The sequence below is a fragment of the Brevundimonas sp. genome (assembly GCF_035626535.1).
Classification (GTDB): domain Bacteria; phylum Pseudomonadota; class Alphaproteobacteria; order Caulobacterales; family Caulobacteraceae; genus Brevundimonas.
Map to the genome: position 1 here is coordinate 1 of NZ_DASPNO010000076.1, position 24,480 is coordinate 24,480.

The window sequence follows — 24,480 nt, forward strand, 5'->3', positions numbered from 1 at the left end:
ACGTCAGCGGCATGGAGCTGATCCGGATGCTAAGGGCCGACGCGCAATTGGGCGAGGTGCCGATCATGGCGGTCACGGCTTACGCCGCGCAAGGCGATGAGGATCGCATCCGCGGCGCCGGAGCGCAATCCTACGTGTCGAAGCCGATTTCCGTGGTGAAGTTCGTCGCGACCGTCGAGGAACTGCTTGCCGCGCATCTTGTCCCCGACACGAGCGGAGCGGAACCGTCGCCTCGGGCTTGACGCGGGGCTGACCGGCGGTCCCCGCCCTTACTTGATCTTCGCTTCCTTGAACTCGACGTGCTTGCGCACGACCGGGTCGTACTTCTTGACGACCATCTTCTCGGTCATCGTCCGGGCGTTCTTCTTGGTGACGTAGAAGAAGCCGGTGTCGGCGGTCGAGTTCAGGCGGATCTTGATGGAAGCCGGCTTGGCCATCGGGAATTACCTTTGCGACGGCGAAAGCCGCTGAAATGAGAGGCGCGGAACATACTCAGGCGCGTCCGGAAGTCAACCGCGTCGGGACGGCCATTGAGCCGGCGGCCGGAGCGGGTCAGGGTGGGGGGATGAAAACGCTCACGCTGGCCGCCGTCGCCGCCCTGATCCTGTCGCCGCTGCTCGCGGGTTGCGCAAGCACGCCGGAGCCGGCGCATCCGCAGGACGCCTTCATGGCGCGGCTGAACGCCCTGTGCGGGAAGAGGTTCGAGGGGCGGGTGGTGACCGACGATCCCGCCGACGCCAACTTCCGCAGCAACCGGCTGGTGATGCATGTGCGCGACTGTTCGGCGGACGAGGTGGGCATTCCGTTCGCGGTCGGCGAGGACCGGTCACGGCGCTGGATCGTGACGCGGACGGAGGCGGGGCTACGGCTGAAGCACGACCATCGCGACGAGCAGGGCGTGATTCACGGCTATCACATGTACGGCGGAGACACGGCGGCGCCGGGCACGGCGTCGCGGCAGGAATTCCCCGTCGACCGGGAGTCGATCGACCAGTTCGTCGCCGGCGGGGCGACGGTGTCGACGACCAATGTCTGGGCCGTCGAGGTCCATCCGGGGCGGATGTTCGCCTATGAGCTGCGCCGCCCCGGGGGGCGGTTCATGCGGGTCGAGTTCGACCTGACGCGGCCGGTCGCCGACTAGCTCAGCAGAAGGCCCGCAGGCGCTGCAGCAGGGGCGACAGGCCGGGGATGAGCGGCTCGATCCCGGCTGCGTTCTTCTTCCATTTGCCGGCCTCGGGCGGGGTCAGGGTGTGACGCGAGACGGGCAGTTCACCGCCGGTGCGCTCGCCCAGCGCCGCGTCGAACTCGAGACCGGCGAAGTCGCAGACGCCCCGGATGACGGCGGCGGGGTCGGCGAGGAAGTCGCTGTAGCGGACCACGTGGCGGCGGTCGGCGGGGAGCTGCTCCAGATCGTCCATGATGGTCTGGTTGGTGGTGGCCCACTGGTACGCCGCGATCTCCGGCAGGGGCCGGCCCTTGAGCGACTGCCAGCCGGGCGGAAGCAGCAGGGACCATGGGCCGTCCCAGCCGGGCAGCTGCGGATAGGTGACCCAGCCGCCGGCGCGCCAGGCGTCGATGATGCTGGAGATGTTCTCTTCGGGCTCGCGCCACAGGAAGACGAAGCGGGCGTCGGGGAAGAGGGCGTTGAAGAAGGGGATGCGCAGGGCGTTCTTGGGCGTCTTCTCGAGCAGACGGACGGAGTCGGCGTCGGCGCGCTGGCCCGTTGAGTCGACCAGCTTTTCGGCCAGCCGCGACTTCATGGCGAGGGCGATCTCGGGGGTCAGTTTGTCGGCGGTCAGGCGGTTGGAGTCGACGCCGGGCGCGCCCGGCAGGAACATGCGGAACCCCTCGACCAGCCAGTGGGCCTCGCCGCCGGGATTGTGCAACTGGGGCGTGACCGCCAGCGTCTCGAACAGGGCGGTGCTGCCAGAACGGGGCGCGGCGACGATGATCACAGGGCGGTCGTAGTCGGGCGTGCGCACGACCGGACGGGGGGCGGGCGCGGCGCCTGCGGAGGGGCCGGCGGAGGTCGCGCCCATGCCGGCGACGCCGGGGTTCACCGCATAGGCGCCGATGCGCTGGCCGATGACGCGCAGCACCGGCATCTGGTTGGAGCGGACGCGCAGATCGTCGCCGAGGCCCTGGACCTGCTGCAGCAGCATCTCGAGGCGCTTGCGGTAATGGGGGACGCCCCGGTCGCCGTCGGCGAACAGGGACCACAGCTGACGCCAGTCCTGCCGGAAGCCGTAGAGCAGCCGTTCGTAGCGGCCCATCTCCTCGCGGCCGGCCTCGCCGACCTTTAGCGAGACGGTCTCCCCGACCAGGTCACGGAGCAGGTCGTCGACCTCGGAGGGGGGCATGACGCGGTAGACGTTGTGCTGCTCGGTGGCGATGCCGACGCGGGCGCCGGGCTGGTACGGCACGGCCTGGGGCGGCAGGTCCTGTGTCATGGCGGCATGGGCCATGTCCCAGAAGCGGCTGTTGCCGGTGGTGTCGGCGACCAGGTGGATGCGCTCGATGCCGGAGCCGTTCTCGACCTTGTGCGGGCGCCAGTTGTCGAAGATCCACGACTCGCCCTCGGCCATGTTCACGACCTGGTCGTCGCAGAAGAATTTGACCTCGGGCCGGGTCACGATCGGGATGTGCAGCCGGACCCGGTGGTACCAGTGGTAGTTGATGTCGGTGTGCATCGGCACGGTGGCGCCGGGGCCGAGCTTCATCAGCCGCGAGCGGCTCCACACGACGCCGAAATGGGCCAGCACCTGCTGCAGACAGGGCGAGGCCTTGAGGTGGGGCGTCATGGCCATGGGGCCGGCCACGTCGTCGTTCTCGCCGCCGCCGACGGTGATCAGGCGCAGGGCGCTGTTGCCGTCGAGATTGTTGGGGTGGCGCACCCAGGCCTCGGCGGGGAAGGCCGCAACCTCCTCCTGCAGCCGCGCCACGTCGAACCGGAACGGCAGTTTGATGAACGGCGCCTCGAGCTTCATGCCTTGGGCATACCGGCGGGCGGGGCCGGGGTCAAAGCGGCAGCGGGCTCAGATCGCGCGCCAGGGCGAGACAGGCCGGACGGTGGCGCAGGCGGGCGACCCATCCTTGCCGCGGCCGGGCAGGACGACCTCGAGCGTCCGGCCTTCGCGGGCCCGGTCCAGCAGGAGCGGCGGGATGTCGTGGATGTCGATCTTGGCGCGCCGCGTCCAGCACGATCCGTGGTCGCCGGCCATCTGGCCGATGCGGAGGTAGACGAAGCGGCGGGCTGGTCCCTCGCGACGGACGAAGGGGCCGAGGACGCGGTTGTCGGCGGACAGGCGGATGGGGACGTCGAAGGACAGGGGCGCGTCGGAGGCCGTGACCGGCTCGAACGGCGCGTCTCCTTCTGCAGGCTGTAGCGGACGCCGGGGACCGGGCCGGCGATGGTCAGGCGCAGGGTGATCGGCTTGTCGGCCATGGCTCAATCCTGATGTTCGACCACGTGGCGGCCGCGGATCATGCGCACGAAGGGCAGGGGGCGGTCCATCCCGGCCAGCCGTTCGGCGACCTCGGCGAGGACGAAGCGGGTGATGGCGGGGAGGTCGACGGCGCGGGTCTCGTCGAGCGGGAGCCAGGCGATCTCGTCCAGTTCGCCGGAGCCGGCGGTGGGCTCGGGATGCAGCAGGGCGGAGGCGTCGGCCATGAAGAAGCGGGCGTCGAAGCGGCGGGTGCGGCCGGGCGGGGTGATGGCGCGCGCGATGTAGGACAGGGCCGCGAGATCCGGCAGGGCACCGGCGGCTCGGAATTCGCGCCACGGACCGGCGACCGAGGCGGGCGGGGCCGGTTCGGCCAGCAGAAGGCCGGCCTCCTCGAAAGTCTCGCGCACGGCGGCGAGGGCGAGCGCGCGGGCGCGGCGGAGCGTCACCTCGCGGGCGAGGCGGGCAGCGTGGGCAGGCGGCAGTTCCGTAGCGGAGGCGGCCGTGTGGTCGGTGCGCTCCACGCGGCCGCCGGGGAAGACCCATTTGGAGGCCATGAAGACGTGGTCCTTCGCGCGCCGGCCCATCAGCACCTCGGGCGAGCCGTTCCGGACGCGCGTCAGGATCAGGGTGGCGGCGTCCCTTGGACGCTGACGGACGCCGGTGCGGGGAGCGTCCTTGAGGTCCTGGTCGGCGTCGAACGGCTGTGACATGGCGGAGCGCATCGGTTGTCTCTAGCATGGCCGGCGGCCGAGCCTACCGGGAGCCCGCCATGACCCTGATCGCCGCCGAGCCGCAGCTGTTCGTCACCGATATCGACAGGGCCGTAGATTACTACGTCGGCCGTCTTGGCTTCCGGCTTGCCTTTTCCCACGGGGAGCCCGCCTTCTACGCCCACGTCGTCCGGGACGGCGCGCGGCTGAACCTGAGGCATGCCGACGGTCCCGTGTTCGACCCGCGGTTCCGCGAGGCCGAGGGAGACGTGCTGTCGGCCACGATCACGGTCGATGACGCGGAGGCGCTGTTCGCAGAGTTCGAGGGAGCGGGCGTCGCCTTCCACCAGCGCCTGAAGACCGAGGACTGGGGCGCGCGGACCTTCATGGTCGCGGACCCGGACGGCAACCTGATCGCCTTCGCGGGGTAGGCGCGGGCTCACCCACAGCATTCCTCCGCGAAGGGGGAGGGGGACCGCGAAGCAGTGGAGGGGCTCCGGCGGACCGCCGGTGGATGGGTCAGGCCCCCACCACCATCCTTCGGGTGGTTCCGCTCCCCCAGAGGAGGAGGACCGTCTACCGCCGCTTGCCTTTGCGGACGCCCTTCAGCCCCCCGGAGGGTTTGCCGCCGCGGGGCGGCCTGGGACCGCCCGGGCGACCGGCGCCGCGTTTGGGGAAGCCGTCGCCGCCGCGGCCGCGGGTGCGGACTCCGAGGCGGGCGGCGGGGGCGTTGGGATCGCGCGGAGCCGGCTCGGAGAGCATTTCGAAGACCAGTCCGCCGGTGACCGGCGTGGCCTCGACCAGCCGGACCTCGACGGTGCGGCCGAGCGTCCAGCGCTGGCCAGTGCGTTCGCCGACGAGGGCGTGGGAGCGGTCGTCGTGATGGAAATATTCGCCGCCCAGCGAGGAGACGGGCACGAGGCCGTCGGCGCCGGTCTCTTCCAGCCGGATGAACAGGCCGAAGCGGGTGACGCCGGTGATGCGACCGTTGAAGGTCGCGCCGACGCGCTCCGACAGGAAGGCGGCCATGTAGCGGTCCATGGCGGCGCGCTCGGCGGCCATGGAGCGGCGCTCGGTCATGGTCACCTGTTCGGCGATCGCCGGGAGTTCGCTGATCTCGCGGTCGGTGAGACCGTCCTTGCCGAGGCCCAGGCCGCGGATCAGGCCGCGGTGGACGATCAGGTCGGAGTAGCGCCGGATCGGCGAAGTGAAGTGGGCGTAGCGGTCGAGGTTGAGGCCAAAGTGGCCGACGTTCTCGGGGCTGTAGATGGCCTGCATCTGGGTGCGCAGGACGACCTCGTTGACGACCTCGGCGTGTTCGCCGTCGCGGGTCTCGTCGAGCAGTTTGTTGAAGCGCTTGGTGGTGGCGGGTTCGCCCTTGTTCCACGGCTTGCCGATGGTTTGCAGGAAGTCGCCGAGGTTGAACAGCTTCTCCTGGCTGGGCGCATCGTGGACGCGGTAGAGCAGGGGAACGCGCTTCTGCTCCAGCGTCTCGGCGGCGCAGACGTTGGCCTGGATCATCATCTCCTCGATCAGGCGGTGCGCCTCCAGCGACTTGCGCGGCTGGATCGAGCCGATGCCGCCGCCGGGGTCCATCAGCACCTTGCGCTCGGGACTCTCGATGGCCAGCGGGCTGCGCTTCTCGCGGCCCTTGAGCATGGCCCGGTAGGCGTTCCACAGCGGATAGAGGATGGCCTCCATGATCGGGCCGGTGACCTCGTCCGTGCCGCCGCCGCCTTCGGGGCCGTCTATGGCGGCCTGGGCTTGTTCGTAGCTGAGACTGGCGTGCGACCGCATCAGGCCACGCACGAAGCGGTGGCCGATCTTCCGGCCGGTCTTGTCGAAGACCATGCGGACGGCGAGGCAGGCGCGGTTCTCGCCGTGTTTGAGGCTGCACAGGCCGTTGGACAGGACCTCGGGCAGCATCGGTTCGACGCGGTCGGGGAAGTAGGTGGAGTTGCCCTTCTCACGCGCCTCGCGGTCCAGCGCCGTGCCGGGGCGGACGTAGGCGGCGACATCGGCGATGGCCACCCAGACGATCCAGCCGCCCTCGTTCTTCGGATCCTCGTCGCGCTGGGCGAAGACGGCGTCGTCGTGGTCGCGGGCGTCGGCCGGGTCGATGGTGATCAGCGGCAGATCGCGCAGGTCCTCGCGGCCCTTCAGCGACGGGAGCTCCTGATCCTGCGCCTCCTGCTGGACCTTCTCGGAGAAGCCCATCGGCACATTGTGGGCGGCGATGGCGATCAGGGAGGCGGCGCGGGGATCGTCCTCGCGGCCGATGGTCTCGAGGATCTTGCCACGTTTCGGCCCGTAGCGCTGCTCGCCGCGCTCGATGGCGGCGAGCACCAGGTCGCCGTCGCGCAGGCCCTCGGCCTGGGCGTGCGGGACCAGCAGAACGTCCTTGGAGCGGCGGTCGACCGGTTCGACCCGGACTTCCTTGTTGGACTTGCGGATGACGCCGAGGACGCGGTTGGTCTCCGTGTCCAGCTTCTTGATCAGCCGGGCTTCCCAGCCGTCCTCGCCACGGGCGAATTTGGCCAGCACGCGGTCGCCGAGACCTGGGGCGGGTCCGGGCCGGTCGTTGTCGGCCACGAGGATGGCGCGCGGCGCGTCGGGCGAGGCCTCGACGAGGCGGACGTAGAGTTCGCCGTCGACGTCGCGCTCGACCACGTCGGCGACGCCGACCGGGGGCAGGGCGCCGGCTTCGGAGAAGCCCTTGCGGCCACGCTTGCCGAGTTTTCCTTCGGCCTCGAGCTCGCGGATCATTTCGCGCAAGGCGCGGCGGTCGCCGCCCTTGAGGCCGAAATGGCGCGCGATGTCGGTCTTCTCGGCCGATCCGGCTTCGCGCAGGAAGGCGAGGAGAGTGTCTCTATCGGGCAGGCCGGCGGGCGGCCGGCGGGGAGATTTTGTCATTGGAATCCTTGATAACGCGCTTCTCGCCGGTTCGGAGGCGAAATCTTGCGCGGCTTGTCGGGATGAGGGGCGGAGCCTAGCTTTCGGCCGAACCCCTCTGGAGTGATTGAATGTCGCTGGCCCCCGCCCCGGTTCTGACCGGCCCCACCAGCTCGCTGCTGGATCTGATCGGCAAGTCGCCGATGGTGGAGGTGACGAAGATGGACACCGGCCCGTGCCGGCTTTTCCTCAAGCTGGAGTCGCAGAACCCGGGCGGATCGATCAAGGACCGGATCGCGGTGTCGATGATCGCGGCGGCGGAGCGGGAGGGGTTCCTGAAGCCCGGCGGCACCATCGTGGAAGCCACCGCGGGGAACACGGGCCTGGCGCTGACTCTCGTCGGGCAGGCCAAGGGCTATAAGGTGCTTCTGGTCATCCCGGACAAGATGTCCCGGGAAAAAATACAGCATCTCAGGGCGATGGGCGCGGATGTTCGCCTGACGCGTTCGGACGTGCCGCACGGGCATCCGGACTATTACACCGACATGGCGGAGCGGCTGGCGCAGCAGATCCCGGGCGGATTCTACGTCAACCAGTTCGCCAACGACGCCAATTCGCTGGCTCATTTCCAGACCACCGGACCCGAGATCTGGGAGCAGATGGACCAGGACGTCGACGCCGTGGTCGCCGGGATCGGATCCGGCGGCACCATCACCGGGGTGGCGCGGTTCCTGAAAAGCGTCGGCTGTGACGCCAGGATCATCCTCGCCGACCCGGTCGGCTCGACGCTGGCGGGGATCGTCAACGAGGGCGTCCCGGGGCCGGAGGGCAGCTACACGGTCGAGGGCATCGGGCAGAATTTCGTGCCGGACACGGCCGACATCACCCTCATCGACAAGGCCTATTCCATCCCCGACGCCGAGGCGATCGCCACGGTGCGCGAACTGCTGCTCAAGGAGGGCGTGCTGGCGGGGTCGTCGTCGGGCACGCTGATCGCCGCCGCCCTGCGCTGGTGCCGCGAACAGACGGAGCCGAAGCGGGTGGTGAGCTTCGTCTGCGACACCGGGGCCAAATATCTGTCGAAGGTCTACAATGACGCCTGGCTGGCCGATCAGGGGCTGGGCGACCAGCCGATGCACGGCGACCTGTCGGACCTGATCACCCGCAAATACGAGAACGGCGACGTGGTGGTGGCGGGCCCGAACGACACGCTCGACACCGCCTTCAAACGGATGAAGGGGGCCGACGTCTCGCAGCTGCCGGTCATCGACGAGGGCCGGCTGGTCGGCATCGTCGACGAGAGCGACATCGTCCATGTGATGAACACCGACGAGATCACCCGCGAGGCCCGCTTCGGCAAGCCGGTCGGCTCCGTGATGACGCGCGATCTGGACACGGTGCAGGTCGGCGAGAGCCTCGACGCGCTGATCCCCCTGTTCGACCGCGACCGGGTGGCCATCGTGCTGGACGGCGAGAAATTCGTGGGGCTGATCACGCGCAGCGATCTGATCAACCACCTGAGCCTGAACCGGCGGGGATGAGGATGCGGCCGGTCCGGCTCCTGGCGATCGCGTTGGGGCTGGCGGCCTGCGCCCCGGCGCCGGCGGCCCACGCGGCCTGCCCCGACGACATCGCCCATGCGGCGACCCGCGAGCAGGCCAGCTACGCCAGCGGCCAGGCCACGGTGCGAGGGCTGATCTACCGTCCGGCGCGGCCGAACGGGGCCGGGGTGGTGCTGCTGCACGGGGCCAGGGGGCTGGCGGCGGACGCGGCGACCTTCGACCCGCACGCGGTGCAGCTGGCGTCACGCGGCTATCACGTGCTGGTCCCCAACTACTACGACGCGGCCCCGGGGCAGGAGCGGCGCACCGGGCGCGATCTGCGCATCTGGCGGCGGGCGGCGAGCGACGGGGTAGCGTTTCTCGCCGACCAGCCAGGCATGGAGCGGGGGCGGGTGGCGCTGTGGGGCTATTCGCTGGGCGGTTTCCTGTCGGGCGAAACGGCGATGGAGGCGGAGGGCGTGGTGGCGGCGGTCTCTGTGGCGGGCGGGCTGGACGTCGGCGAGGCGGGCCGTGACCGGCGGGCGGTCCCTCTGTTGCTGATCCACGCGCGGCGCGACGCGGTGATCTCGCCGGACTCGACGCGCCGCTGGGGCGACGGCTTGCAACGCCGGGGCGCCGTGGTGGAGGTTCAGGCCCTGGACTGGGACGGGCACGGCTTCGACGGCGCCACCTGGTGCGATGTGTTCGGACGGACGCGGGCCTTTCTGGACCGCGCCCTGGTCGCGGAAGAGGGATGAGGATGAGACAGACGGCAGGCTTCCGACGCGCCGGCGTGGCGCTGGCCGGCGTCGTCGCACTGCTGGCGACCGGCCCGACCGCGCGGGCGCAGACCGCCCCGCAGCCGCCGCAGGTGGGCGTCCCGGGCTGCGCCGACGACGTGCCGGTGAGGGCGTCGCGGGAGCCGATCACCTTCGACAGCCGCGGGCGCCCGATCCGGGCCCATCTCTATACGCCGCGCGGAGAGCCGAACGGCGCCGGGATCGTGCTGCTGCACGGCGGGACGGGGTTCGAGATGAATTCCATCCTGTTCGACGCCCACGCCATTCAGCTGGCGTCGCGGGGCTACCGGGTCATCCTGCCGGCCTATTTCGACGCGGCGGCCTCTGACGAAAGGCGGCGGACCGTGGCGGCCCGGGCCTGGAGGCAGGTCGCGCTGGACGCCGCCGACGCGCTGGCCGCCGAGCCGGGGATGGCGCGGGAGCGGGTGGCGCTGTGGGGCTATTCGCGCGGGGCCAGCGTCGGCGCCGATGCGGCCACGGCGCCGGGCAGCGGCGTGCGTTCGGCGATCCTCGTGGCCGGGGGAGGATCGATCGAGGAGGACCTCGCCGGGCGCGATCTGTCGGTGCTGATGCTGCACGCGCGGCGCGACGAGGCGGTGCCGGTGCGGTCGACCCTGAGGCTGGCGGAGGAACTGCGCGAGGCGGGGGCGGCGGTGGAGGTGCAGGAACTGGCGTTCGACGGGCACCAGTACGACCTGCCGACCTGGTGCGCGGCCTTCGCGAGAACCCGGGCGTTTCTGGAGGCGGCGAATGGACCGGCGTAGCCTGCTGGCCGCGGCCGCCGCGGCGGGTCTGGCGGGGACGGCGCGGGCGCAGGAGCCGGCGCCGGCTCTTGAACCGGCCTATGAAGGGATGACCTTCACCAGCCACGAAAAGACGATCCGGGCCATCCACTACCGGCCGGTCGGAGAGGGTCGGCGGGCGGCCATCGTGATGATGCACGGCTCGGGCGGGCGGATCACCAACCGGGGACCGTGGCACCAGCTGGCCATGCGCTTCGCCGGCGACGGCTACGAGGTGCTGACGCCGCTCTTCACCGACGCCTTCCCGGACGACGGCATCCGGCCCGAGCGGATGATGGAGGCGTGGCGCGACGTGGGCGAGCACGCCATCGACTGGTTCATCGACCGCGGCGTGGACCGGCAGCGGACGGCGATGTTCGGCTATTCACTCGGGTCCTATGTCGCCGTCGACGGGGCGCTGGGCAACAGCCGGGCGGCGGCGGCGATCGGACTGGCCGGCGGAACGGATGTCTACCCCCCGCGCGTGCCGCGGCGGCGCATTCCGGTGCTGGTCATCCGGGCCGAGAACGACACTCATGTGCTGCCGCGCAACACGGCGGCCTGGGTCGGCTTCCTGAGGGAGCACGACGTCAATGTACGGGTTGAAGTGATCGAGGGGGCCGGCCATCTGTTCAGACCCCCCGAATGGGCCGAGATATTCACCCGCTCGGCCGAATTCTACGGCGGCAATATCGGCCGCACCGATCAGGACACCGCATGAGTTCGCTGAAGAACAGCCAGGGCTTCTCCACCCGCGCCATCCATGCCGGGCAGAGGCCCGACCCGACCACGGGCGCGGTGATGACGCCGATCTACGCCACCTCGACCTACGCCCAGGAAAGCCCGGGCGTGAACAAGGGCTATGAGTACGCCCGGGGCAAGAACCCGACGCGGGAGGCGTTCGAGGCCTGCCTGGCCGATCTCGAGGGCGGGGTGCAGGGCTTCGGCTTCGCCAGCGGCATGGCGGCGACGGCGACGGCGCTGGAGCTGCTGGACGCCGGCTCGCACATCGTCACCGGCGACGACCTGTACGGCGGGTCGTGGCGGCTGTTCGAGCGGGTGCGGCGGCGCTCGATGGGGCTGGACTTCGCCTATGTCGACCTGAGCGATCTGGCGGCGGTCGAGGCGGCGATCACGCCGAAGACGCGGATGATCTGGGCCGAGACGCCGACCAATCCGCTGATGAAGCTGGCCGACATCGCGGGCCTGTCGAAGATCGCCCGAGCGCACGGCTTGCTGCTGGTGGTCGACAACACCTTCGCCACGCCATGGAGCCAGCAGCCGCTGAAGCTGGGCGCGGACATCGTCATGCACTCGGCCACGAAATACCTGAACGGCCACTCCGACATCATCGGCGGGGCGCTGGTGACCGGCGATCCGGAGCTGGCGATGGAGCTGAAGTTCCTCCAGAACTCGATCGGCGGGGTGATGGGGCCGTTCGACGCCTTCCTCGCCAACCGCGGGCTGAAGACGCTGGGCCTGCGCATGAAGGCCCATAACGAGAATGCGCTGGCGGTTGCCCGCTGGCTGGAGGACCGTAAGGGGATCGCGAAGGTGGTCTATCCAGGCCTGATCAGCCATCCGCAGCACGAACTGGCGGCGAGCCAGATGAACGGCCGGTTCGGCGGCATGGTCACGGCCATCATCGACGGCGACCTGTCGCGCACGAAACAGGTGCTGGAGCGGGTGCAGGTCTTCACCCTGGCGGAGTCGCTGGGCGGCGTGGAGAGCCTGGTGAACCACCCGGCCATCATGACCCACGCCTCGGTGCCGAAGGAGCTGCGCGAGGCCGGCGGGGTGACGGACAGCCTGATCCGGCTGTCGGTCGGCGTGGAGGAGGTCGAGGACCTGATCGCGGATCTGGATCAGGCGCTGGGATGATCAGGGGGCGACGTAACGCTCGGACGATTCGCGCTCACGTCGTCATCCTCGGGCTTGACCCGAGGATCAGACCATCCGGTGCTCAGTGTGAGACGTTGTGGTTGCGTCCGCGGGGCAATCACCGCCGCAGAGCCCGGCCCCGCGTCTGATCCTCGGGTCAAGCCCGAGGATGACGGGGAGAATGTGGGTATGGACCCTAGGCGGCCTTGCTGGGCAGCGCCGTCTGGTGGCCGGTCGCGGGGACGACCTTCTTCTTCACCGGAGCGCGGGGCTTCTTGACCGTCGTGGCCGGCGCGGCGGCGCGGCGGGCGGTTTCGGCGTCGATCAGGGGGAGGATCTCGGCGGCGGTATTCATCTGCACCGCAGTGCCGGATTCCGACAGGCGCGCGGCGTTGGCGCGCAGGGCCTTGAGGTCGGGATCGCTCATGGCGGGGATCATCTCGGCAAGCGGGGTCATGGCAGTCTCCAGAACGGGAATACGGTGGTCGGGCCGGCGCCGTGATCGGCGGCCGGCCCTTCCGTGAGTCGGAAACTATTCGGCGGCCTTCAGGCGACCGGCCGATTCCTTGCCCGAGCGCGAGTCGCGCTCGATCTCGTAGGAGACCTTCTGGTTTTCGTTGAGCGAACCCAGGTCCGAGACCTCGACGGCCGAAGCGTGGACGAACACGTCCTTGCCGCCGTCATCGGGGGCGATGAAGCCATAGCCCTTGGTGGAGTTGTACCATTTCACAGTGCCGGTAGCCATTTTGAGACCTCCGTTAGGCGTTGGCCGCCGGAAAGAGTCCGGGGCGGCCTGTCGGGTCTGAATGGGATCGGCTTTGGACCTCGGTGCGCGATGCAAAGGGACAGCAGCGTTTCGCAGAGAGATCGACGAGGCCTCAGGTGGGCGCTTTCGGGCCCAATAGCAAGGGCGGACGCCCAGACAGCAAAACGGCGGCGGAGGCTTGCGCTCCCGCCGCCGCTCGAAATCACGCGCCGGAGACCGGCGCCTGAACTCAGCCCTCGGTCTTCAGCTGACCAGCGGATTCCTTGCCCGAACGCTTGTCGCGCTCGATTTCGTAGGAAACCTTCTGGTTTTCATCGAGGCCGCGCAGGCCCGCCTGTTCGACGGCCGAGATGTGGACGAACACGTCCTTGCCGCCGTCGTCAGGCTGGATGAAGCCGTAGCCCTTGGTGCCGTTGAACCATTTCACAGTGCCGGTAGCCATGTTTAGACCTCCGTTTGGCGTTGGCCTCAGGGAAGAGCCCCTGGAGGCCTGTCGGGTCTAAAAGGAGCGGCTAGACCTCAGTGCGAAAGCAGAGGGTGGCGTTTCGCAGAAAGAGATCGACGTCAGGGGTTTTGGACTGTCCCTGCGGCGAAAGCAAGGCGCGGAGGTTCAGCCGGCGCTCTGGTCAGCCGCCGCCTGCTCCGCCGGCGCCACGTAGTGCTCCTGGCAGAGCTTGCGCAGGGCCGCGCTCAGCGTCGGGCCGTACAGGGAGTCCTGGATGCGGTCGAAACCTTCGGCGGAAAGCGCCTGTTTGATGTCGCTGACGGTGCGGCAGCGGCCCTCGCGGGCGAGTTCATAGGCGCGTTCGAGGGTGGTGGGTCTGTGAGTCATACCCCCAAGGTAGGTACGACGGGCCCGGATTGCGAGCCTCAGAAGGCGATGCTGAGCCCGGCCACCAGACTGTCGGCGTATTGTTCGCCGGGAACCTCGGCGTCCGTTCCGTACCAGCGCAGCTCCGCCTCGAGGTTGCGGGTCAGGGCGTAGTTCAGGCCGACGTTGTAGCCCGTGTAATCGACGCTGGTTTCCTGTTCGCGGCGGCCGACGGCGGCGGAGGCGTAGAGCTTGTCCGTGAAGTCCCAGCCGACCTGGGCCTCGACCCAGGTCCACCCCTCGCTGGCCCCGATGCTGTCGGGTGAATACTGCAGGCGGACGCGGCCGCTGGCGGGTCCGATCGACCGCTTCACGTCGGCGGTGAACTCCCAGGCGTCATCGTCCGCGCCCGGATTGGCGTCGATCAGCCACTTGTGCCTGGCGTTCAGGTCGAGGTCGAAGCCGGCGAACTCGGGCCGGACGCCGGCGTCGAGGGCCACCTCGAGCTCGGAGCCGGACGACTTGACCGTTTCGAACGACGGCCCGGCGTAGAACAGGCCGGACGCACTCTCCCACTCGGCCTCGCCCCAGACGAAGGCGTCGCCGTCGCTCTTGGACACGTCCTTGGAGCGGTTGTCGGTGGCGGCGCCGAAGGCGAAGGACCAGGAGCCCGATGCCGGCGCGGCGTCCTGGGCGGCGGCGGGGAGGGCGCAGGCCAGCAGGGCGGACGCGGCGGCGGCGGTCGTCAGGGTGCGGATCATCGGTGTCGCTTCGAATCTGGCCAGGGCCCGGATGCGGGCGGGTCTAGAACCGCTTCTTGTCGAAAACGGCGCAGGCCTCGGCATATTCGTCCCGCAGGCGTCGGACAAGGCCGGCGACGGGCAGGATGTCGTGGACCGCGCCGGCGCCCTGGCCGGCCGACCACACCGTCTTCCAGGCCTTGGCCTCGTCGGCCATGTCGAGCTTGTGCTCGGGCAGGGTCTTCGGATCGATGCCGTTCTCGATCAGGGACGGGGTCAGGAAGTTGGCCGGGATGCCGGAGACCGCCGGGGTGTAGGTGATGTCCATCGAGCCGGCCTCGACGATCATCTCCTTGTAGTGGGCCTGGGCCTGGCTCTCGGTCGTGGCGATGAAGCGGGTGCCCATGTAGGCGAAGTCGGCGCCCATCATCTGGGCCGCCGCCACGTCCGAGCCGGTGGAGAGGCAGCCCGACAGGATGATGGTCCCGTCGAAGAAGCCGCGGACCTCCTCGACCAGGGCGAAGGGATTGACCACACCGGCGTGGCCGCCGGCGCCGTTGGCCACGAGGATCAGGCCGTCGACTCCCGCCTGGGCCGCCTTGCGGGCGTGACGCACGTTCGCGATGTCGTGGAAGACCACGCCGCCGTAGCCGTGCACCGCGTCGACCACGTCGCGGACCGCCCCCAGCGAGGTGATGATCAGCGGCACCTTCTCCTCGACCGAGACCAGCATGTCGGCCATCAGGCGCGGATTGGTCGGGTGGACGATGTGATTGACGCCGAAGGCCGCCGCGTCGGGGCTCAGGCGCGCCTTGATGTCGTGCAGCCATTCCCGATAGCCCTCGGTGGTGCGCTGGTTCAGCGACGGGAAGGTCCCGATGACGCCGGCGTTGCAGCACTCGACGACGAGATCCGGCCCGGAGACGAGGAACATCGGCGCGGCGATCGCCGGCAGCTTAAGTCCCTTTTGCAGCGATGCCGGAATGGCCATGAGATGCGTCCCCGTTGTCTTTCGCTACGGATAGCGGGGTGTCGCCGGGGAAGGCAAATGCTCGGCCCAGGTAATGACGCCGAACTCCGGAACGGCTACATCCCCGTCATGACCACCGACACCTCAGGCCTGCACCAGCTGGGCCAGATGACCGCCGCGCCGACCAGCCCGGAAACCGCGGTGCTGGAACGGGTGCCGAACCCGCACGCCGGGACGCTGTACCTGACGCGGTTCACGGCGCCGGAGTTCACCAGCCTGTGCCCGGTGACGGGCCAGCCGGACTTCGCCCACATCGTCATCGACTATGCGCCGGGCGAGTGGCTGGTCGAGTCGAAGAGCCTGAAGCTGTATCTGACCAGTTTCCGCAACCACGGGGCCTTCCACGAGGACTGCACCGTGGCCATCGGCAAGCGGCTCGCCGACCTGCTGCAGCCGCAGTGGCTGCGCATCGGCGGCTACTGGTATCCGCGCGGCGGCATTCCCATCGACGTGTTCTGGCAGACGGGCCCGGCGCCGGAAGGGCTGTGGCTGCCCGATCAGGGCGTGCCGACGTACCGCGGGCGGGGGTGATCTCCGCCCTCGCGGCGAATCCTCAGAATTTGCTCATGCGCGAACGGCGGGCCTCGGCCATGGTGCGACCATGACCGAACCGCGCCGTCTTCCGCTCGAGCTGTGGGGCCGCCACTGGCTGGAGCGGCTGCAGGTCTGGTCGGACCGGCGGGCGTGGAGCCGGTACGGGTTCGAGTTCCTGATGTTCGGCCTCAAGCAGGGCTGGGCCTGTCTGTTCGGCGGGGCGATGCTGGCGCTGCTGATCGCCACGAAGCTGTGGTGGCCGGAGGGGGCGCCGATCGCGCGCTACGACTTCCTGGTGCTGGGCGCGGTGGTGATCCAGGCGGCGATGCTGACGCTGAAGCTGGAGAGCTGGGAGGAGGCGCGGGTGATCCTCGTCTTCCACGTGGTCGGCACGATCATGGAGCTGTTCAAGACGGCGGCCGGGTCGTGGATCTATCCGGAGCCGTCCCTGCTGAGGATCGGCGACGTGCCGCTGTTCTCGGGCTTCATGTATGCGGCGGTGGGGAGCTATATCGCCCGGGTCTGGCGCATCTTCGACATACGTTTCCGCCACTATCCGCCGCTGTGGACGACGTGGGTGCTGGCGGCGGCGATCTACGTCAACTTCTTCGCCCATCACTGGCTGCCGGATGTGAGGCTTGGCCTGTTCGCCCTGACGGCGGTGCTGTTCGGGCAGGGCTGGTTCTATTTCACCCCGGACCGGCGCAGGCGGTCGATGCCGTTCCTGGTGGGCTTCCTGCTGGTGGCGCTGTTCATCTGGTTCGCCGAGAACCTCGGCACCTGGGCGCAGGCCTGGGCCTATCCGGGGCAGGAGGATGGCTGGGAGCCGGTGTCGCTGGCCAAGCTGGGCAGCTGGTTCCTGCTGATGATGATCAGCGTGGTGCTGGTGTCGCTGGTGCATCGGCCGGAGGTGGAAACCTCCGAGCTTTCGTCATCCCGTGGCGAGCGCAGCGAGACCACGGGACCCAGCGGCGCGCGATAGCGCGAAACTGTCGAGCATACGGCTGTATCCAGCATTTCGCCTCCGCTACGCTCCGGCGCCGCCGGGATGACGAAAGAAGAGAAGCGAATGGCTCAGACCCACACCGACGTCGTCATCCTCGGCGGGGGGCACAACGGGCTCGTCTGCGCCTTCTATCTGGCCAGGGCCGGGCTGAAGGTGACCGTGCTGGAGCGGCGGCCTGTGGTCGGCGGGGCGGCGGTGACGGAGGAGTTCCATCCGGGGTTCCGCAACTCGACCGCCAGCTACACCGTCAGCCTGCTCAATCCGAAGGTGATCGCCGACCTGGAGCTGGCCCGGCACGGGCTGACCGTGATCGAGCGCAAGGTGTCCAACTTCCTGCCGCTGGAGGACGGCCGCCACCTGCTGGCCGGGGAGGGCCGGACGCAGGGCGAGGTGGCGAAATTCTCGGCCCGGGACGCCGAGCGGCTGCCGGAGTACGAGCGGCGGCTGGAGGTGGTGGCGGCGGTCCTGCGCGACTGGATCCTGAAGGCCCCGCCCAATGTGGTGGAAGGCGGCTGGATGGCCATGCTGCCGGAGCTGCTCAAGGCGGGCGGACTGGGGCGGCAGGCGGCGGGGCTGGATACGCAGGGGCGGCGCGACCTGCTGGACCTGTTCGCCAAGTCGGCCGGCGACTGGCTGGACGGGTGGTTCGAGAGCGATCCGATCAAGGCGCTGTTCGGCTTCGACAGCGTGGTGGGCAACTACGCCAGCCCCTACACGCCGGGCTCGGCCTATGTGCTGCTGCACCACGTGTTCGGGGAGGTGAACGGACGCAAGGGCGTCTGGGGTCACGCGCTGGGCGGCATGGGGGCGATCACCCAGGCCATGGCGAGAGCCTGCGCCGAACAGGGCGTCAAAGTGCGGCTGGACACCGCCGTGGCCGAGGTTCTGACCGAGAAGGGCCGCGCCGTGGGGGCGGTCACCGAGGGCGGCGATACGGTGCGGGCGCGGGCGGTGGTGTCGAACCTGCACCCGCGGCTGCTGTTCGGGCGCCTGGTGGACGACGCGGTGGTCCCGGCGGACTTCCGCGAGCGGATGGGCAACTACCAGTCCGGGTCGGGCACCTTCCGGATGAACGTGGCCCTGTCGGAGTTGCCGGGCTTCACGGCGCTGCCGGGGCAGGGGGATCACCTGACCGCGGGGATCATCATGGCGCCGTCACTGGCCTATATGGACCGGGCCCACGCCGAGGCGCGGCTGAACGGCTGGTCGTCGAAGCCGATCGTCGAGATGCTGATCCCCTCGACCCTGGACGACAGCCTGGCGCCGCCTGGACAGCATGTCGCCAGCCTGTTCTGCCAGCATGTGGATCCGACGCTGGCGGACGAGCATCGCGAAACGGTGGCCGACCTGATGATCGACACGGTCGACGCCCACGCGCCCGGCTTCAAGGCCTCGGTGGTGGGGCGGCTGGCGCTGGGGCCGCGCGACCTGGAGCGGCGCTTCGGCCTGGTCGGCGGCGACATCTTCCACGGGCGTCTGACGCTGGACCAGCTGTTCAGCGCCCGGCCGGTGCTGGGCCACGCCGATCACCGGATGCCGGTGCCCGGACTCTACCTGTGCGGATCAGGGGCGCACCCGGGCGGCGGCGTCACCGGCGCGCCGGGGCACAATGCGGCGCGCGCGGTGCTGAAGGATCTGGGGCGGTAGCTCAGACGTCGGCCATACCCATGGCCTTCATCAGGGCGTCGCGGACGGCGGCCTCGGTGAAGGGCTTCTGCAGGGTCGGCAGGCCGCGCCATTCGTCGGGCAGGCCGCCCTCGCCGTAGCCGGTGGAGAAGACGAAGGGCACGCCGCGCGCCCTCAGCGCCTCGGCGATCGGGAAGACCTGCCGGCCGGCGACGTTGACGTCCAGCAGGGCGGCGTCGATCGGCTCGCCGTCGTTGGCCATCTGGAGCCCCTCGTCGACCGTGGCCGCGGGACCGACCGGAACGCAGCCCATGTCCTCGAGAATGGTCTCCAGCAGCATGGCGACGAGGGATTCATCCTCGACGACCAGAACGCGGCGGCCCGCAAACGCCTGGCTCATGTGCCCGGCTCCCTGTCCAGTGGAATTGAAAAAGTCGCGATCAGCCCGTCGCTTGCGTAGTCGAGTTCGACATCTCCGGCCAGATCATGGCGCACATTGCGCTCGATCAGGCGGCTGCCGAAGCCCTTGCGGTCCGGTGGAGAGGCGGCGGGGCCGCCGAGTTCGCGCCACACCAGCTGAAGCCGGCGGCGGGTCTGGTTGGCGACGGCCCAGTCGACGAGCACCCGGCCGCCCGGCGCGGACAGGGATCCATACTTGGCCGCGTTGGTGGCCAGCTCATGGAAGATCATGCCGAGCGACAGCGCGGCGGCGGGGCTCAGGGCCACGCGCGGACCGTTGGCCGAGACCCGGGCGCTGCCGTGGGCCTCAGTCTCGTGTTCGAGGATGTCGCCAAGATCCGCGCCCTCCCAGTGGCTGCGGGTCAGCAGGTCGTGGGTGTGCGACAGCGCCAGCAGCCGGGCCTGGAAACCCTCCGCGAAGGTGCGCGGGTCGGCATGCGACCGCGCCGTCTGCATGGCGATCGACTGGACCGTGGCGAGGGTATTCTTCACGCGATGGTTCAGCTCGTCGATCATCAGCTTCTGCCGTTCGGCCGAGAGAACGGCGTCGGTGACGTCATGCCCCTGGGTGAAGATTCCGACCACCGCGCCGGAGGCGTCCCGGATCGGCTGATAGACGAAGTTCAGATACACCGACTGCAGTGGGCCTCCGGGATCCCGTTGCAACTGCACAAGACTGGCTCGGCCCTCATACGGCTCGCCGGTCGCATAGACATTGTCCAGCAGGTCGAAATAGCCCTGGCCGACGAGTTCGGGGAAAGCTTCGCGGGCCGGCTTGCCGGTGATGTCCCTGTGACCGATCAGTTGCGCAAAGGCCGCGTTGTGCATCTCGAAGACATGGTCCGGGCCCGTGACGACGGCGAGGAACCCCGGGGTCTGCATGAACATGCCGACCAGTCGGTTGCGTTCGTCCGCGAGACGGCGATTGTCTTCCTGGACCTGCCGGGCCCGCCCCAGAACCACTCCGCCCAGCATGATATCGAGGGCGCTGACCCGTTCCGGCGCCGCGCGCAGTTCTCTCAGGCGCTGCAGTTCGGTGATGTCGTTGGTGTGCTGGAGAATGAAGGCAACCTTGCCCTGGTCGTCGAAAATGGGGGTATGCGTGGCGCTCCAGAAGCGATCCTCGAAGACGTCCGCGCCGTCCTCCCCCCTGCGCGGAATCGAGAATTTCACGAGCGCCAGGTGGTCCCGCCGGCGGCTGTCCCGGGCGCGCTCCAGGGACGCCCGGACCTGGCGAACGTTCTCCGGGGCGTCTTCGCCTGGCCCTGAGTCGAAAGCGGCGAACAGCGGCTTGCCCACGATCTCGTCGCGAGTGCTGTTGGTGACGTCGAGATAGGCCTGGTTTACGCCGGCGATCCGCAGATCGGGCGTGAGCAGCACATAGGGATTGGGCGAGGCGTCGAACGCGCTCGCCAGATCGACCGCCAAGCCGCCCGATTTCGCCAGTTGTTTCAATCGCGTCCCCCGACCTCCGGCCGCTGTAACGCCTTGAGCGGACGTCGGTTTCACGCGTGGTGCGTGTCCGGTGCATTTTGTCGTTTGGGTCCGGGCGGCAGACCCCGCTAGGCTGCGGACATGATCCTGGCTTCGTTTGTGGCGGCGGCGGTTCTGATGATCTCACCGACGGGTTCCGCCGATCCCAGCCCCCGGGTGACAGTGTCGCAGGGCGTGCTGGTCGGGCGGACCGCGGACGGCGTGCGCAGCTTCAAGGGCGTGCCGTATGCGCGGCCGCCGGTCGGGGAGCTGCGCTGGCGGGCGCCGCAGGAGGCGGAGCCATGGGGCGGCGAGCGCGACGCGGGACAGGTCGGCGCGATCTGCATCCAGCCGCCGGCCAACGGCGACAACGGGGTCGGGCCGCCGCCGATGAGCGAGGACTGCCTGACGCTGAATGTCTGGGCGCCGGCGGAGCGCCCCGGGGACCCGGCAGCGCCGCTGCCGGTGATGGTCTGGATCCACGGCGGCGGGCTGAACAACGGCTCGGGCACGGCGGCGCTGTACGACGGGACCCGGCTGGCGAAGCGCGGCGTGGTGGTGGTGACCATCAACTACCGGCTGGGGCGGCTGGGATTCTTCGATCATCCGGCCCTGGCGGCGGAACGGCGGCCGGGCGAGCCGGCGGCGAACTACGGGCTGATGGACGTGATCGCCGCCCTGCGCTGGGTTCGGGAGAACGCGGCGGTGTTCGGAGGCGACCCGGACAATGTCACGATCTTCGGCGAGTCGGCGGGCGGGGCGCTGGTGACGCGGCTTATGATCTCGGAACCGGCGCGAGGGCTGTTCCACCGGGCGGCGGTGCAGTCGGGTCTCGGCCGCGACGAAGGAACGCCGCCGGACTCGCCGCGGCGCGACGGCGGGTTGTCGATGCAGGCGAGGGGAGAGGCGTTCGCCGCCGCGCACGGGGCGAGTACGGCGGAACAGCTGCGGGCGATCCCGGCCGGGGCCCTCCTGCGTCCGGCGCCGAACTTCTATGGCGGCGACCTGCTGGTGAAGGACGGGCTATATGTGGCCGAAGAGGTCGAAGCTGCGTTCGCCGGGGGTCGTGAAGCGCCCGTTCCGCTGATCATCGGCACGAACAGCGCCGAATTCTGGTGGATGAAGCCGTCAGACCTGAGTCCCTACGGAGCGCTCGACGACGCCATGACGGACGCGGAACGGGCGGCGTTCCTGGCGACCTATGGCGGGCAGGGGGGCTACGACCAGTTCGTGCTCAGCGACCTGGTGTTCAACGAGCCGGCGCGGCGCCTGGCGCGGCTGCACGCGCGGAACGGCCATCCGACGTATCTGTACCGGTTCGACGTGGTCTCGGCGGCGATGCCGGAGCCGCACGCCGGGGCGACCCACGCCTCGGAGCGGCAGTATGTGTTTGACAATTTGACCGCCTCCCCGTGGCCGACGGCGGAGATGGACCAGCGGCAGGCGGATGCGATGGCGGGCTACTGGACCACCTTCGCGGCCAGGGGCGATCCGAACGGCGGCCGCCGCCCGGCGTGGCCGGAGTTCGGCGCCGCGCCGGACCGGCTTCTGGAGTTCACCAATGACGGTCCGGTGGCGAAGCCGGTCCCGTTCGCGGACCGGCTGGATCTGATCGAGGCGTATTACGAGAGGGTGCGGTGATCGTCAGGGTCTGACCCATTCAACGTTTTTCCTCGGGCCTATGCCTTCACCGCCGTCATCGGGCCTGACCCGAGGATCAGACGTGGGGCCGGACTGTTCGATCGAGGCGGCCCCGAGATGGCGACCGCACCCCGCTCGGCTGAGCACCGGCCGGTCTGATCCTCGGGTCAGGCCCGAGGATGACGGGGAAACCCTACAGCACGCCGCCGTTCGACCGGATCACCTCGGCGTAGAGCAGGCCGGAGTCCTTGATGGTCCGCTCCTGCGTCTGGAAATTGACGTGGGTGATGCCGAAGCGTTTCGAATAGCCCAGCGACCATTCGAGATTGTCGAGCAGCGACCAGGCCATGTAGCCGCGCACGTCGACGCCCTTGCCGATGGCGTCGTGCAGGGCCTTGAGGTGGTTCTTCAGATAGTCGACGCGCATCGGGTCGTGGATGCGGCCGTCGATGGCGTGGGGCGGGTCGTACCAGGCCGAGCCGTTCTCGGTGACCATCAGCGGCAGCTTGCCGCCGGTCTGCTCGTGCAGCCAGACGAGGGTGTCGGTGAGGGCGAGGGGATAGACCTCCCAGCCGGTCTCGGTGTGGGCGTGCTGGATCTGCTTCACCGGCCGGGCGCGGACGGGCCAGGCGTCGGGCGCGTTCTCAGGTACGGAACGGGTGTACCAGTTGAGCCCCATCCAGTCGGTCGGCTGGGCGATCAGGTCGAAGTCTTCCTGCGGAAACTCGCGGTAGGCTTCGCCATAGACGTCCTTGAGTTCTTCCGGATAACCGCGGCCCATCAGCGGGTCGAGGAACCAGCGGTTCATCTGGGCCTCGGCGCGCCGGCGGGCGGCCTCGTCCTCGGGTTTGTCGCTGGCGGGATATTTTGGCTCGATGTTGAGGACGATGCCGATCCGGCCTTCGCCGACCTGACGGAACCGCTTTACGGCCGCGCCGTGGGCGCGCAGGACGTTGTGGCCGGCGATCATGGCCTCGAAGGCCGAGCGATGGCCGGGGGCCAGGGCGCCGTGCAGATAGCCGCCATCGACGATGACCCAGGGCTCGTTGATGGTGCCCCAGGTGCTGATGCGCCCCTTGAACTTCTCGAACAGAACCTCGCTATAGTCCGCGAACCAGTCGGCGATGTCGGGGTTGAGCCAGCCGCCGCGATCATCGAGCGCGGCCGGCAAGTCCCAGTGATACAGGGTGCAGAGCGGCTCGATCCCGGTCTCGAGCAGGCCGTCGACCAGCCTGTCGTAGAAGTCCAGGCCCTTGGCGTTGATGGCCCCGCGGCCCTCCGGCATCACCCGGCTCCAGCTCACCGAGAATCGGTAGGCCTGGAGGTTGAGCCGCTTCATCAGCTGGATGTCTTCACGCCAGCGATTGTAGTGGTCGCAGGCCACGTCGCCGGTGTCGCCGCCCGCCATATTGCCCGGTGTGTGGCTGAATCGGTCCCAGATCGAGGCGCCCGCGCCGTCGGCCATGGACGAGCCTTCGATCTGATAGGCGGCCGTCGCCGCGCCCCACAGGAAACCTTCTGGAAACAGATAGTTGCCGGTGTTTTCCGTGGTCATTTGTCAGGCTCGTAGGACGCGGGGGGAACAACTGGGACAGGCGAAGCGGGGGCCGCCGGTTACGCGTGTAGCACCGTGAGCACAACCTGCCTGTGACCAAACTAGGGCACTTGCGGGCGACATTGCTAGTGTGTCATGTAATCGGTTACACGGAATTGTCGAACGGACCCGCGCAAAGCGGGCCGGGATCGCGAGCCGGTCAGGGAGAGAAACTTTGGCGCCTCGTGCGACTCCGAAAAACCGCATGGACGGCCGCGCGTGAAGCCCGCCACGATCCGCGACGTGGCGGAACGGGCGGACGTCTCCGTCGCCTCCGTGTCGCGCGTCCTGACGGGGGCCGGCCCCGTCACCGACGCGACGCGCAAGAAGGTGATGGAGGCGGTCGAGGCGCTGCAGTACGTGCCCCACTCCGGCGCCCGCAGCCTGTCGACCAGCAAGACCCAGACGATCGGGGTCATCCTGCCGGATCTCTACGGCGAGTTCTTCTCCGAACTGATCCGCGGCATGGACGTGGCGGCGCGGGCGCTGGGCTATCATCTTATCGTCTCCAGCTCCCATGACGACGCCGAGGAGGCCTCGGCCGCCATCCGCTCCATGCGCGGGCGCGTCGACGGCTTGATCGTGCTGTCGCCGCATCTGGACGCCGCCAACCTGGCGACCAGCCTGGCCGGCCGCCTGCCGATCCTGCTGATGAACGGCGGCGCCGGAGCCGAGCGCCCCTCGATCATCGTCGACAACCATGGCGGCGCGGTGCAGGCGGTCGAGCACCTTGTGGCCACCGGCCGGC

26 protein-coding genes and 1 pseudogene are annotated in these 24,480 nt (G+C 69.2%); 13 read left to right on the forward strand and 14 right to left on the reverse strand.

What is annotated here, in order from left to right; all coding sequences use genetic code 11:
• A pseudogene (locus tag VEC04_RS11830) lies at positions 1–242 on the forward strand (hypothetical protein); the annotation flags it as partial.
• 27 nt (positions 243–269) lie between these two features.
• Here the strand turns inward: VEC04_RS11830 and rpmG are convergent.
• Positions 270–437 carry a 50S ribosomal protein L33 gene (gene rpmG / locus VEC04_RS11835; RefSeq protein WP_308685495.1) on the reverse strand — a complete coding sequence of 56 codons (168 nt, stop codon included), beginning with the start codon at positions 435–437 and terminating at the stop codon, positions 270–272.
• 128 nt (positions 438–565) lie between these two features.
• Between rpmG and VEC04_RS11840 the strand changes: the two genes are divergently transcribed.
• The gene (locus VEC04_RS11840) at positions 566–1,141 is read left to right on the forward strand and encodes a hypothetical protein (protein WP_324777086.1); all 576 of its coding nucleotides are present in this window, start codon (positions 566–568) and stop codon (positions 1,139–1,141) included.
• Position 1,142: 1 nt separating this feature from the next.
• Here VEC04_RS11840 and VEC04_RS11845 read toward each other — a convergent pair whose 3' ends face one another.
• From VEC04_RS11845 to VEC04_RS11855, 3 genes are read right to left on the reverse strand one after another with little or no spacing between them, the layout of a single operon-like run.
• A complete protein-coding gene (locus tag VEC04_RS11845) occupies positions 1,143–2,987 on the reverse strand; it encodes a sulfotransferase (protein WP_324777088.1) in 1,845 nt (614 codons plus the stop codon).
• Between the two features lie 48 nt (positions 2,988–3,035).
• The gene (locus tag VEC04_RS11850) at positions 3,036–3,452 is read right to left on the reverse strand and encodes a DUF5990 family protein (RefSeq protein ID WP_324777090.1); all 417 of its coding nucleotides are present in this window, start codon (positions 3,450–3,452) and stop codon (positions 3,036–3,038) included.
• Positions 3,449–4,156: an NUDIX hydrolase gene (locus tag VEC04_RS11855; protein ID WP_414642676.1), complete on the reverse strand. Its 708-nt coding sequence runs from the start codon at positions 4,154–4,156 to the stop codon at positions 3,449–3,451. The genes VEC04_RS11850 and VEC04_RS11855 overlap by 4 nt, the downstream gene beginning before the upstream one ends.
• Before the next feature lie 59 nt (positions 4,157–4,215).
• On the opposite strand from VEC04_RS11855, the gene VEC04_RS11860 reads away from it, so the two are divergent.
• Positions 4,216–4,587 carry a VOC family protein gene (locus tag VEC04_RS11860; protein WP_324777094.1) on the forward strand — a complete coding sequence of 124 codons (372 nt, stop codon included), beginning with the start codon at positions 4,216–4,218 and terminating at the stop codon, positions 4,585–4,587.
• Between the two features lie 145 nt (positions 4,588–4,732).
• Here the strand turns inward: VEC04_RS11860 and rnr are convergent, their stop codons facing one another.
• On the reverse strand, positions 4,733–7,069 hold the full coding sequence (gene rnr / locus VEC04_RS11865; RefSeq protein WP_324777096.1) for a ribonuclease R: 2,337 nt from the start codon (positions 7,067–7,069) through the stop codon (positions 4,733–4,735).
• Between the two features lie 110 nt (positions 7,070–7,179).
• On the opposite strand from rnr, the gene VEC04_RS11870 reads away from it, so the two are divergent.
• From VEC04_RS11870 to VEC04_RS11890, 5 genes are read left to right on the forward strand one after another with little or no spacing between them, the layout of a single operon-like run.
• Positions 7,180–8,589, forward strand: a complete 1,410-nt coding sequence (locus tag VEC04_RS11870) for a cystathionine beta-synthase (RefSeq protein ID WP_324777098.1) — start codon at positions 7,180–7,182, stop codon at positions 8,587–8,589.
• Positions 8,590–8,591: 2 nt separating this feature from the next.
• Positions 8,592–9,347 (forward strand): dienelactone hydrolase family protein, encoded by a 756-nt coding sequence (locus tag VEC04_RS11875; protein ID WP_324777100.1) that lies wholly within the window; start codon positions 8,592–8,594, stop codon positions 9,345–9,347.
• Positions 9,348–9,349: 2 nt separating this feature from the next.
• Complete coding sequence (locus tag VEC04_RS11880; protein WP_324777102.1) at positions 9,350–10,153, forward strand: alpha/beta hydrolase family protein; 804 nt, start codon at positions 9,350–9,352, stop codon at positions 10,151–10,153.
• Positions 10,140–10,892 carry an alpha/beta hydrolase family protein gene (locus VEC04_RS11885; protein WP_324777104.1) on the forward strand — a complete coding sequence of 251 codons (753 nt, stop codon included), beginning with the start codon at positions 10,140–10,142 and terminating at the stop codon, positions 10,890–10,892. Before VEC04_RS11880 ends, VEC04_RS11885 begins: the two co-directional genes overlap by 14 nt.
• Complete coding sequence (locus VEC04_RS11890) at positions 10,889–12,052, forward strand: cystathionine gamma-synthase (RefSeq protein ID WP_324777106.1); 1,164 nt, start codon at positions 10,889–10,891, stop codon at positions 12,050–12,052. Before VEC04_RS11885 ends, VEC04_RS11890 begins: the two co-directional genes overlap by 4 nt.
• Positions 12,053–12,248: 196 nt before the next feature.
• Here the strand turns inward: VEC04_RS11890 and VEC04_RS11895 are convergent, their stop codons facing one another.
• From VEC04_RS11895 to VEC04_RS11920, 6 genes are all read right to left on the reverse strand, one after another.
• Positions 12,249–12,509, reverse strand: a complete 261-nt coding sequence (locus VEC04_RS11895) for a hypothetical protein (protein WP_324777108.1) — start codon at positions 12,507–12,509, stop codon at positions 12,249–12,251.
• 75 nt (positions 12,510–12,584) lie between these two features.
• A complete protein-coding gene (locus VEC04_RS11900; protein ID WP_168049007.1) occupies positions 12,585–12,797 on the reverse strand; it encodes a cold-shock protein in 213 nt (70 codons plus the stop codon).
• Between the two features lie 250 nt (positions 12,798–13,047).
• Complete coding sequence (locus tag VEC04_RS11905) at positions 13,048–13,260, reverse strand: cold-shock protein (RefSeq protein ID WP_168049003.1); 213 nt, start codon at positions 13,258–13,260, stop codon at positions 13,048–13,050.
• A 168-nt stretch (positions 13,261–13,428) separates the two neighbouring features.
• Complete coding sequence (locus VEC04_RS11910) at positions 13,429–13,650, reverse strand: hypothetical protein (RefSeq protein ID WP_324777111.1); 222 nt, start codon at positions 13,648–13,650, stop codon at positions 13,429–13,431.
• Positions 13,651–13,688: 38 nt separating this feature from the next.
• Positions 13,689–14,390 (reverse strand): TorF family putative porin, encoded by a 702-nt coding sequence (locus tag VEC04_RS11915; RefSeq protein ID WP_324777113.1) that lies wholly within the window; start codon positions 14,388–14,390, stop codon positions 13,689–13,691.
• 43 nt (positions 14,391–14,433) lie between these two features.
• Positions 14,434–15,360 (reverse strand): nitronate monooxygenase family protein, encoded by a 927-nt coding sequence (locus VEC04_RS11920; protein WP_324777115.1) that lies wholly within the window; start codon positions 15,358–15,360, stop codon positions 14,434–14,436.
• Positions 15,361–15,468: 108 nt separating this feature from the next.
• Between VEC04_RS11920 and queF the strand changes: the two genes are divergently transcribed.
• The 3 genes from queF (at position 15,469) to VEC04_RS11935 (ending at position 18,586) form a co-directional block, all read left to right on the forward strand.
• Positions 15,469–15,930, forward strand: a complete 462-nt coding sequence (queF, locus tag VEC04_RS11925) for a preQ(1) synthase (protein WP_324777117.1) — start codon at positions 15,469–15,471, stop codon at positions 15,928–15,930.
• Positions 15,931–16,000: 70 nt separating this feature from the next.
• Positions 16,001–16,915: a DUF817 domain-containing protein gene (locus tag VEC04_RS11930; RefSeq protein WP_324777119.1), complete on the forward strand. Its 915-nt coding sequence runs from the start codon at positions 16,001–16,003 to the stop codon at positions 16,913–16,915.
• Positions 16,916–17,002: 87 nt separating this feature from the next.
• Positions 17,003–18,586, forward strand: a complete 1,584-nt coding sequence (locus VEC04_RS11935; protein WP_324777121.1) for an NAD(P)/FAD-dependent oxidoreductase — start codon at positions 17,003–17,005, stop codon at positions 18,584–18,586.
• A 1-nt stretch (position 18,587) separates the two neighbouring features.
• Here VEC04_RS11935 and VEC04_RS11940 read toward each other — a convergent pair whose 3' ends face one another.
• Positions 18,588–18,965, reverse strand: coding sequence for a response regulator (locus VEC04_RS11940; protein ID WP_324777123.1), 378 nt, complete (start codon positions 18,963–18,965; stop codon positions 18,588–18,590).
• The gene (locus VEC04_RS11945; RefSeq protein ID WP_324777124.1) at positions 18,962–20,452 is read right to left on the reverse strand and encodes an HWE histidine kinase domain-containing protein; all 1,491 of its coding nucleotides are present in this window, start codon (positions 20,450–20,452) and stop codon (positions 18,962–18,964) included. Before VEC04_RS11945 ends, VEC04_RS11940 begins: the two co-directional genes overlap by 4 nt.
• A gap of 147 nt (positions 20,453–20,599) precedes the next feature.
• On the opposite strand from VEC04_RS11945, the gene VEC04_RS11950 reads away from it, so the two are divergent.
• Positions 20,600–22,138, forward strand: a complete 1,539-nt coding sequence (locus VEC04_RS11950; protein ID WP_324777126.1) for a carboxylesterase/lipase family protein — start codon at positions 20,600–20,602, stop codon at positions 22,136–22,138.
• 193 nt (positions 22,139–22,331) lie between these two features.
• On the opposite strand, the gene VEC04_RS11955 is transcribed toward VEC04_RS11950, so the two are convergent.
• Positions 22,332–23,693: a GH1 family beta-glucosidase gene (locus VEC04_RS11955; protein WP_324777128.1), complete on the reverse strand. Its 1,362-nt coding sequence runs from the start codon at positions 23,691–23,693 to the stop codon at positions 22,332–22,334.
• Positions 23,694–23,951: 258 nt separating this feature from the next.
• Here VEC04_RS11955 and VEC04_RS11960 point away from each other — a divergent pair.
• Positions 23,952–24,480, forward strand: a 529-nt coding sequence (locus tag VEC04_RS11960) for a LacI family DNA-binding transcriptional regulator (protein WP_324777130.1), incomplete at its 3' end; no start/stop codon positions are given.

What these genes read in the sequence shown, in the direction of transcription:
- VEC04_RS11915 (WP_324777113.1), bottom strand. Translation starts at nt 14,390, where the DNA reads ATGATCCGCACCCTGACGACCGCCGCCGCCGCGTCCGCCCTGCTGGCC.
- VEC04_RS11855 (WP_414642676.1), bottom strand. Translation starts at nt 4,156, where the DNA reads ATGTCACAGCCGTTCGACGCCGACCAGGACCTCAAGGACGCTCCCCGC.
- VEC04_RS11860 (WP_324777094.1), top strand. Translation starts at nt 4,216, where the DNA reads ATGACCCTGATCGCCGCCGAGCCGCAGCTGTTCGTCACCGATATCGAC.
- VEC04_RS11880 (WP_324777102.1), top strand. Translation starts at nt 9,350, where the DNA reads ATGAGACAGACGGCAGGCTTCCGACGCGCCGGCGTGGCGCTGGCCGGC.
- VEC04_RS11870 (WP_324777098.1), top strand. Translation starts at nt 7,180, where the DNA reads ATGTCGCTGGCCCCCGCCCCGGTTCTGACCGGCCCCACCAGCTCGCTG.
- VEC04_RS11845 (WP_324777088.1), bottom strand. Translation starts at nt 2,987, where the DNA reads ATGAAGCTCGAGGCGCCGTTCATCAAACTGCCGTTCCGGTTCGACGTG.
- VEC04_RS11885 (WP_324777104.1), top strand. Translation starts at nt 10,140, where the DNA reads ATGGACCGGCGTAGCCTGCTGGCCGCGGCCGCCGCGGCGGGTCTGGCG.
- VEC04_RS11895 (WP_324777108.1), bottom strand. Translation starts at nt 12,509, where the DNA reads ATGACCCCGCTTGCCGAGATGATCCCCGCCATGAGCGATCCCGACCTC.
- VEC04_RS11935 (WP_324777121.1), top strand. Translation starts at nt 17,003, where the DNA reads ATGGCTCAGACCCACACCGACGTCGTCATCCTCGGCGGGGGGCACAAC.
- VEC04_RS11910 (WP_324777111.1), bottom strand. Translation starts at nt 13,650, where the DNA reads ATGACTCACAGACCCACCACCCTCGAACGCGCCTATGAACTCGCCCGC.
- VEC04_RS11890 (WP_324777106.1), top strand. Translation starts at nt 10,889, where the DNA reads ATGAGTTCGCTGAAGAACAGCCAGGGCTTCTCCACCCGCGCCATCCAT.
- VEC04_RS11950 (WP_324777126.1), top strand. Translation starts at nt 20,600, where the DNA reads ATGATCCTGGCTTCGTTTGTGGCGGCGGCGGTTCTGATGATCTCACCG.
- queF (WP_324777117.1), top strand. Translation starts at nt 15,469, where the DNA reads ATGACCACCGACACCTCAGGCCTGCACCAGCTGGGCCAGATGACCGCC.
- VEC04_RS11955 (WP_324777128.1), bottom strand. Translation starts at nt 23,693, where the DNA reads ATGACCACGGAAAACACCGGCAACTATCTGTTTCCAGAAGGTTTCCTG.
- rnr (WP_324777096.1), bottom strand. Translation starts at nt 7,069, where the DNA reads ATGACAAAATCTCCCCGCCGGCCGCCCGCCGGCCTGCCCGATAGAGAC.
- VEC04_RS11905 (WP_168049003.1), bottom strand. Translation starts at nt 13,260, where the DNA reads ATGGCTACCGGCACTGTGAAATGGTTCAACGGCACCAAGGGCTACGGC.
- rpmG (WP_308685495.1), bottom strand. Translation starts at nt 437, where the DNA reads ATGGCCAAGCCGGCTTCCATCAAGATCCGCCTGAACTCGACCGCCGAC.
- VEC04_RS11840 (WP_324777086.1), top strand. Translation starts at nt 566, where the DNA reads ATGAAAACGCTCACGCTGGCCGCCGTCGCCGCCCTGATCCTGTCGCCG.
- VEC04_RS11920 (WP_324777115.1), bottom strand. Translation starts at nt 15,360, where the DNA reads ATGGCCATTCCGGCATCGCTGCAAAAGGGACTTAAGCTGCCGGCGATC.
- VEC04_RS11940 (WP_324777123.1), bottom strand. Translation starts at nt 18,965, where the DNA reads ATGAGCCAGGCGTTTGCGGGCCGCCGCGTTCTGGTCGTCGAGGATGAA.
- VEC04_RS11900 (WP_168049007.1), bottom strand. Translation starts at nt 12,797, where the DNA reads ATGGCTACCGGCACTGTGAAATGGTACAACTCCACCAAGGGCTATGGC.
- VEC04_RS11875 (WP_324777100.1), top strand. Translation starts at nt 8,592, where the DNA reads ATGCGGCCGGTCCGGCTCCTGGCGATCGCGTTGGGGCTGGCGGCCTGC.
- VEC04_RS11930 (WP_324777119.1), top strand. Translation starts at nt 16,001, where the DNA reads ATGACCGAACCGCGCCGTCTTCCGCTCGAGCTGTGGGGCCGCCACTGG.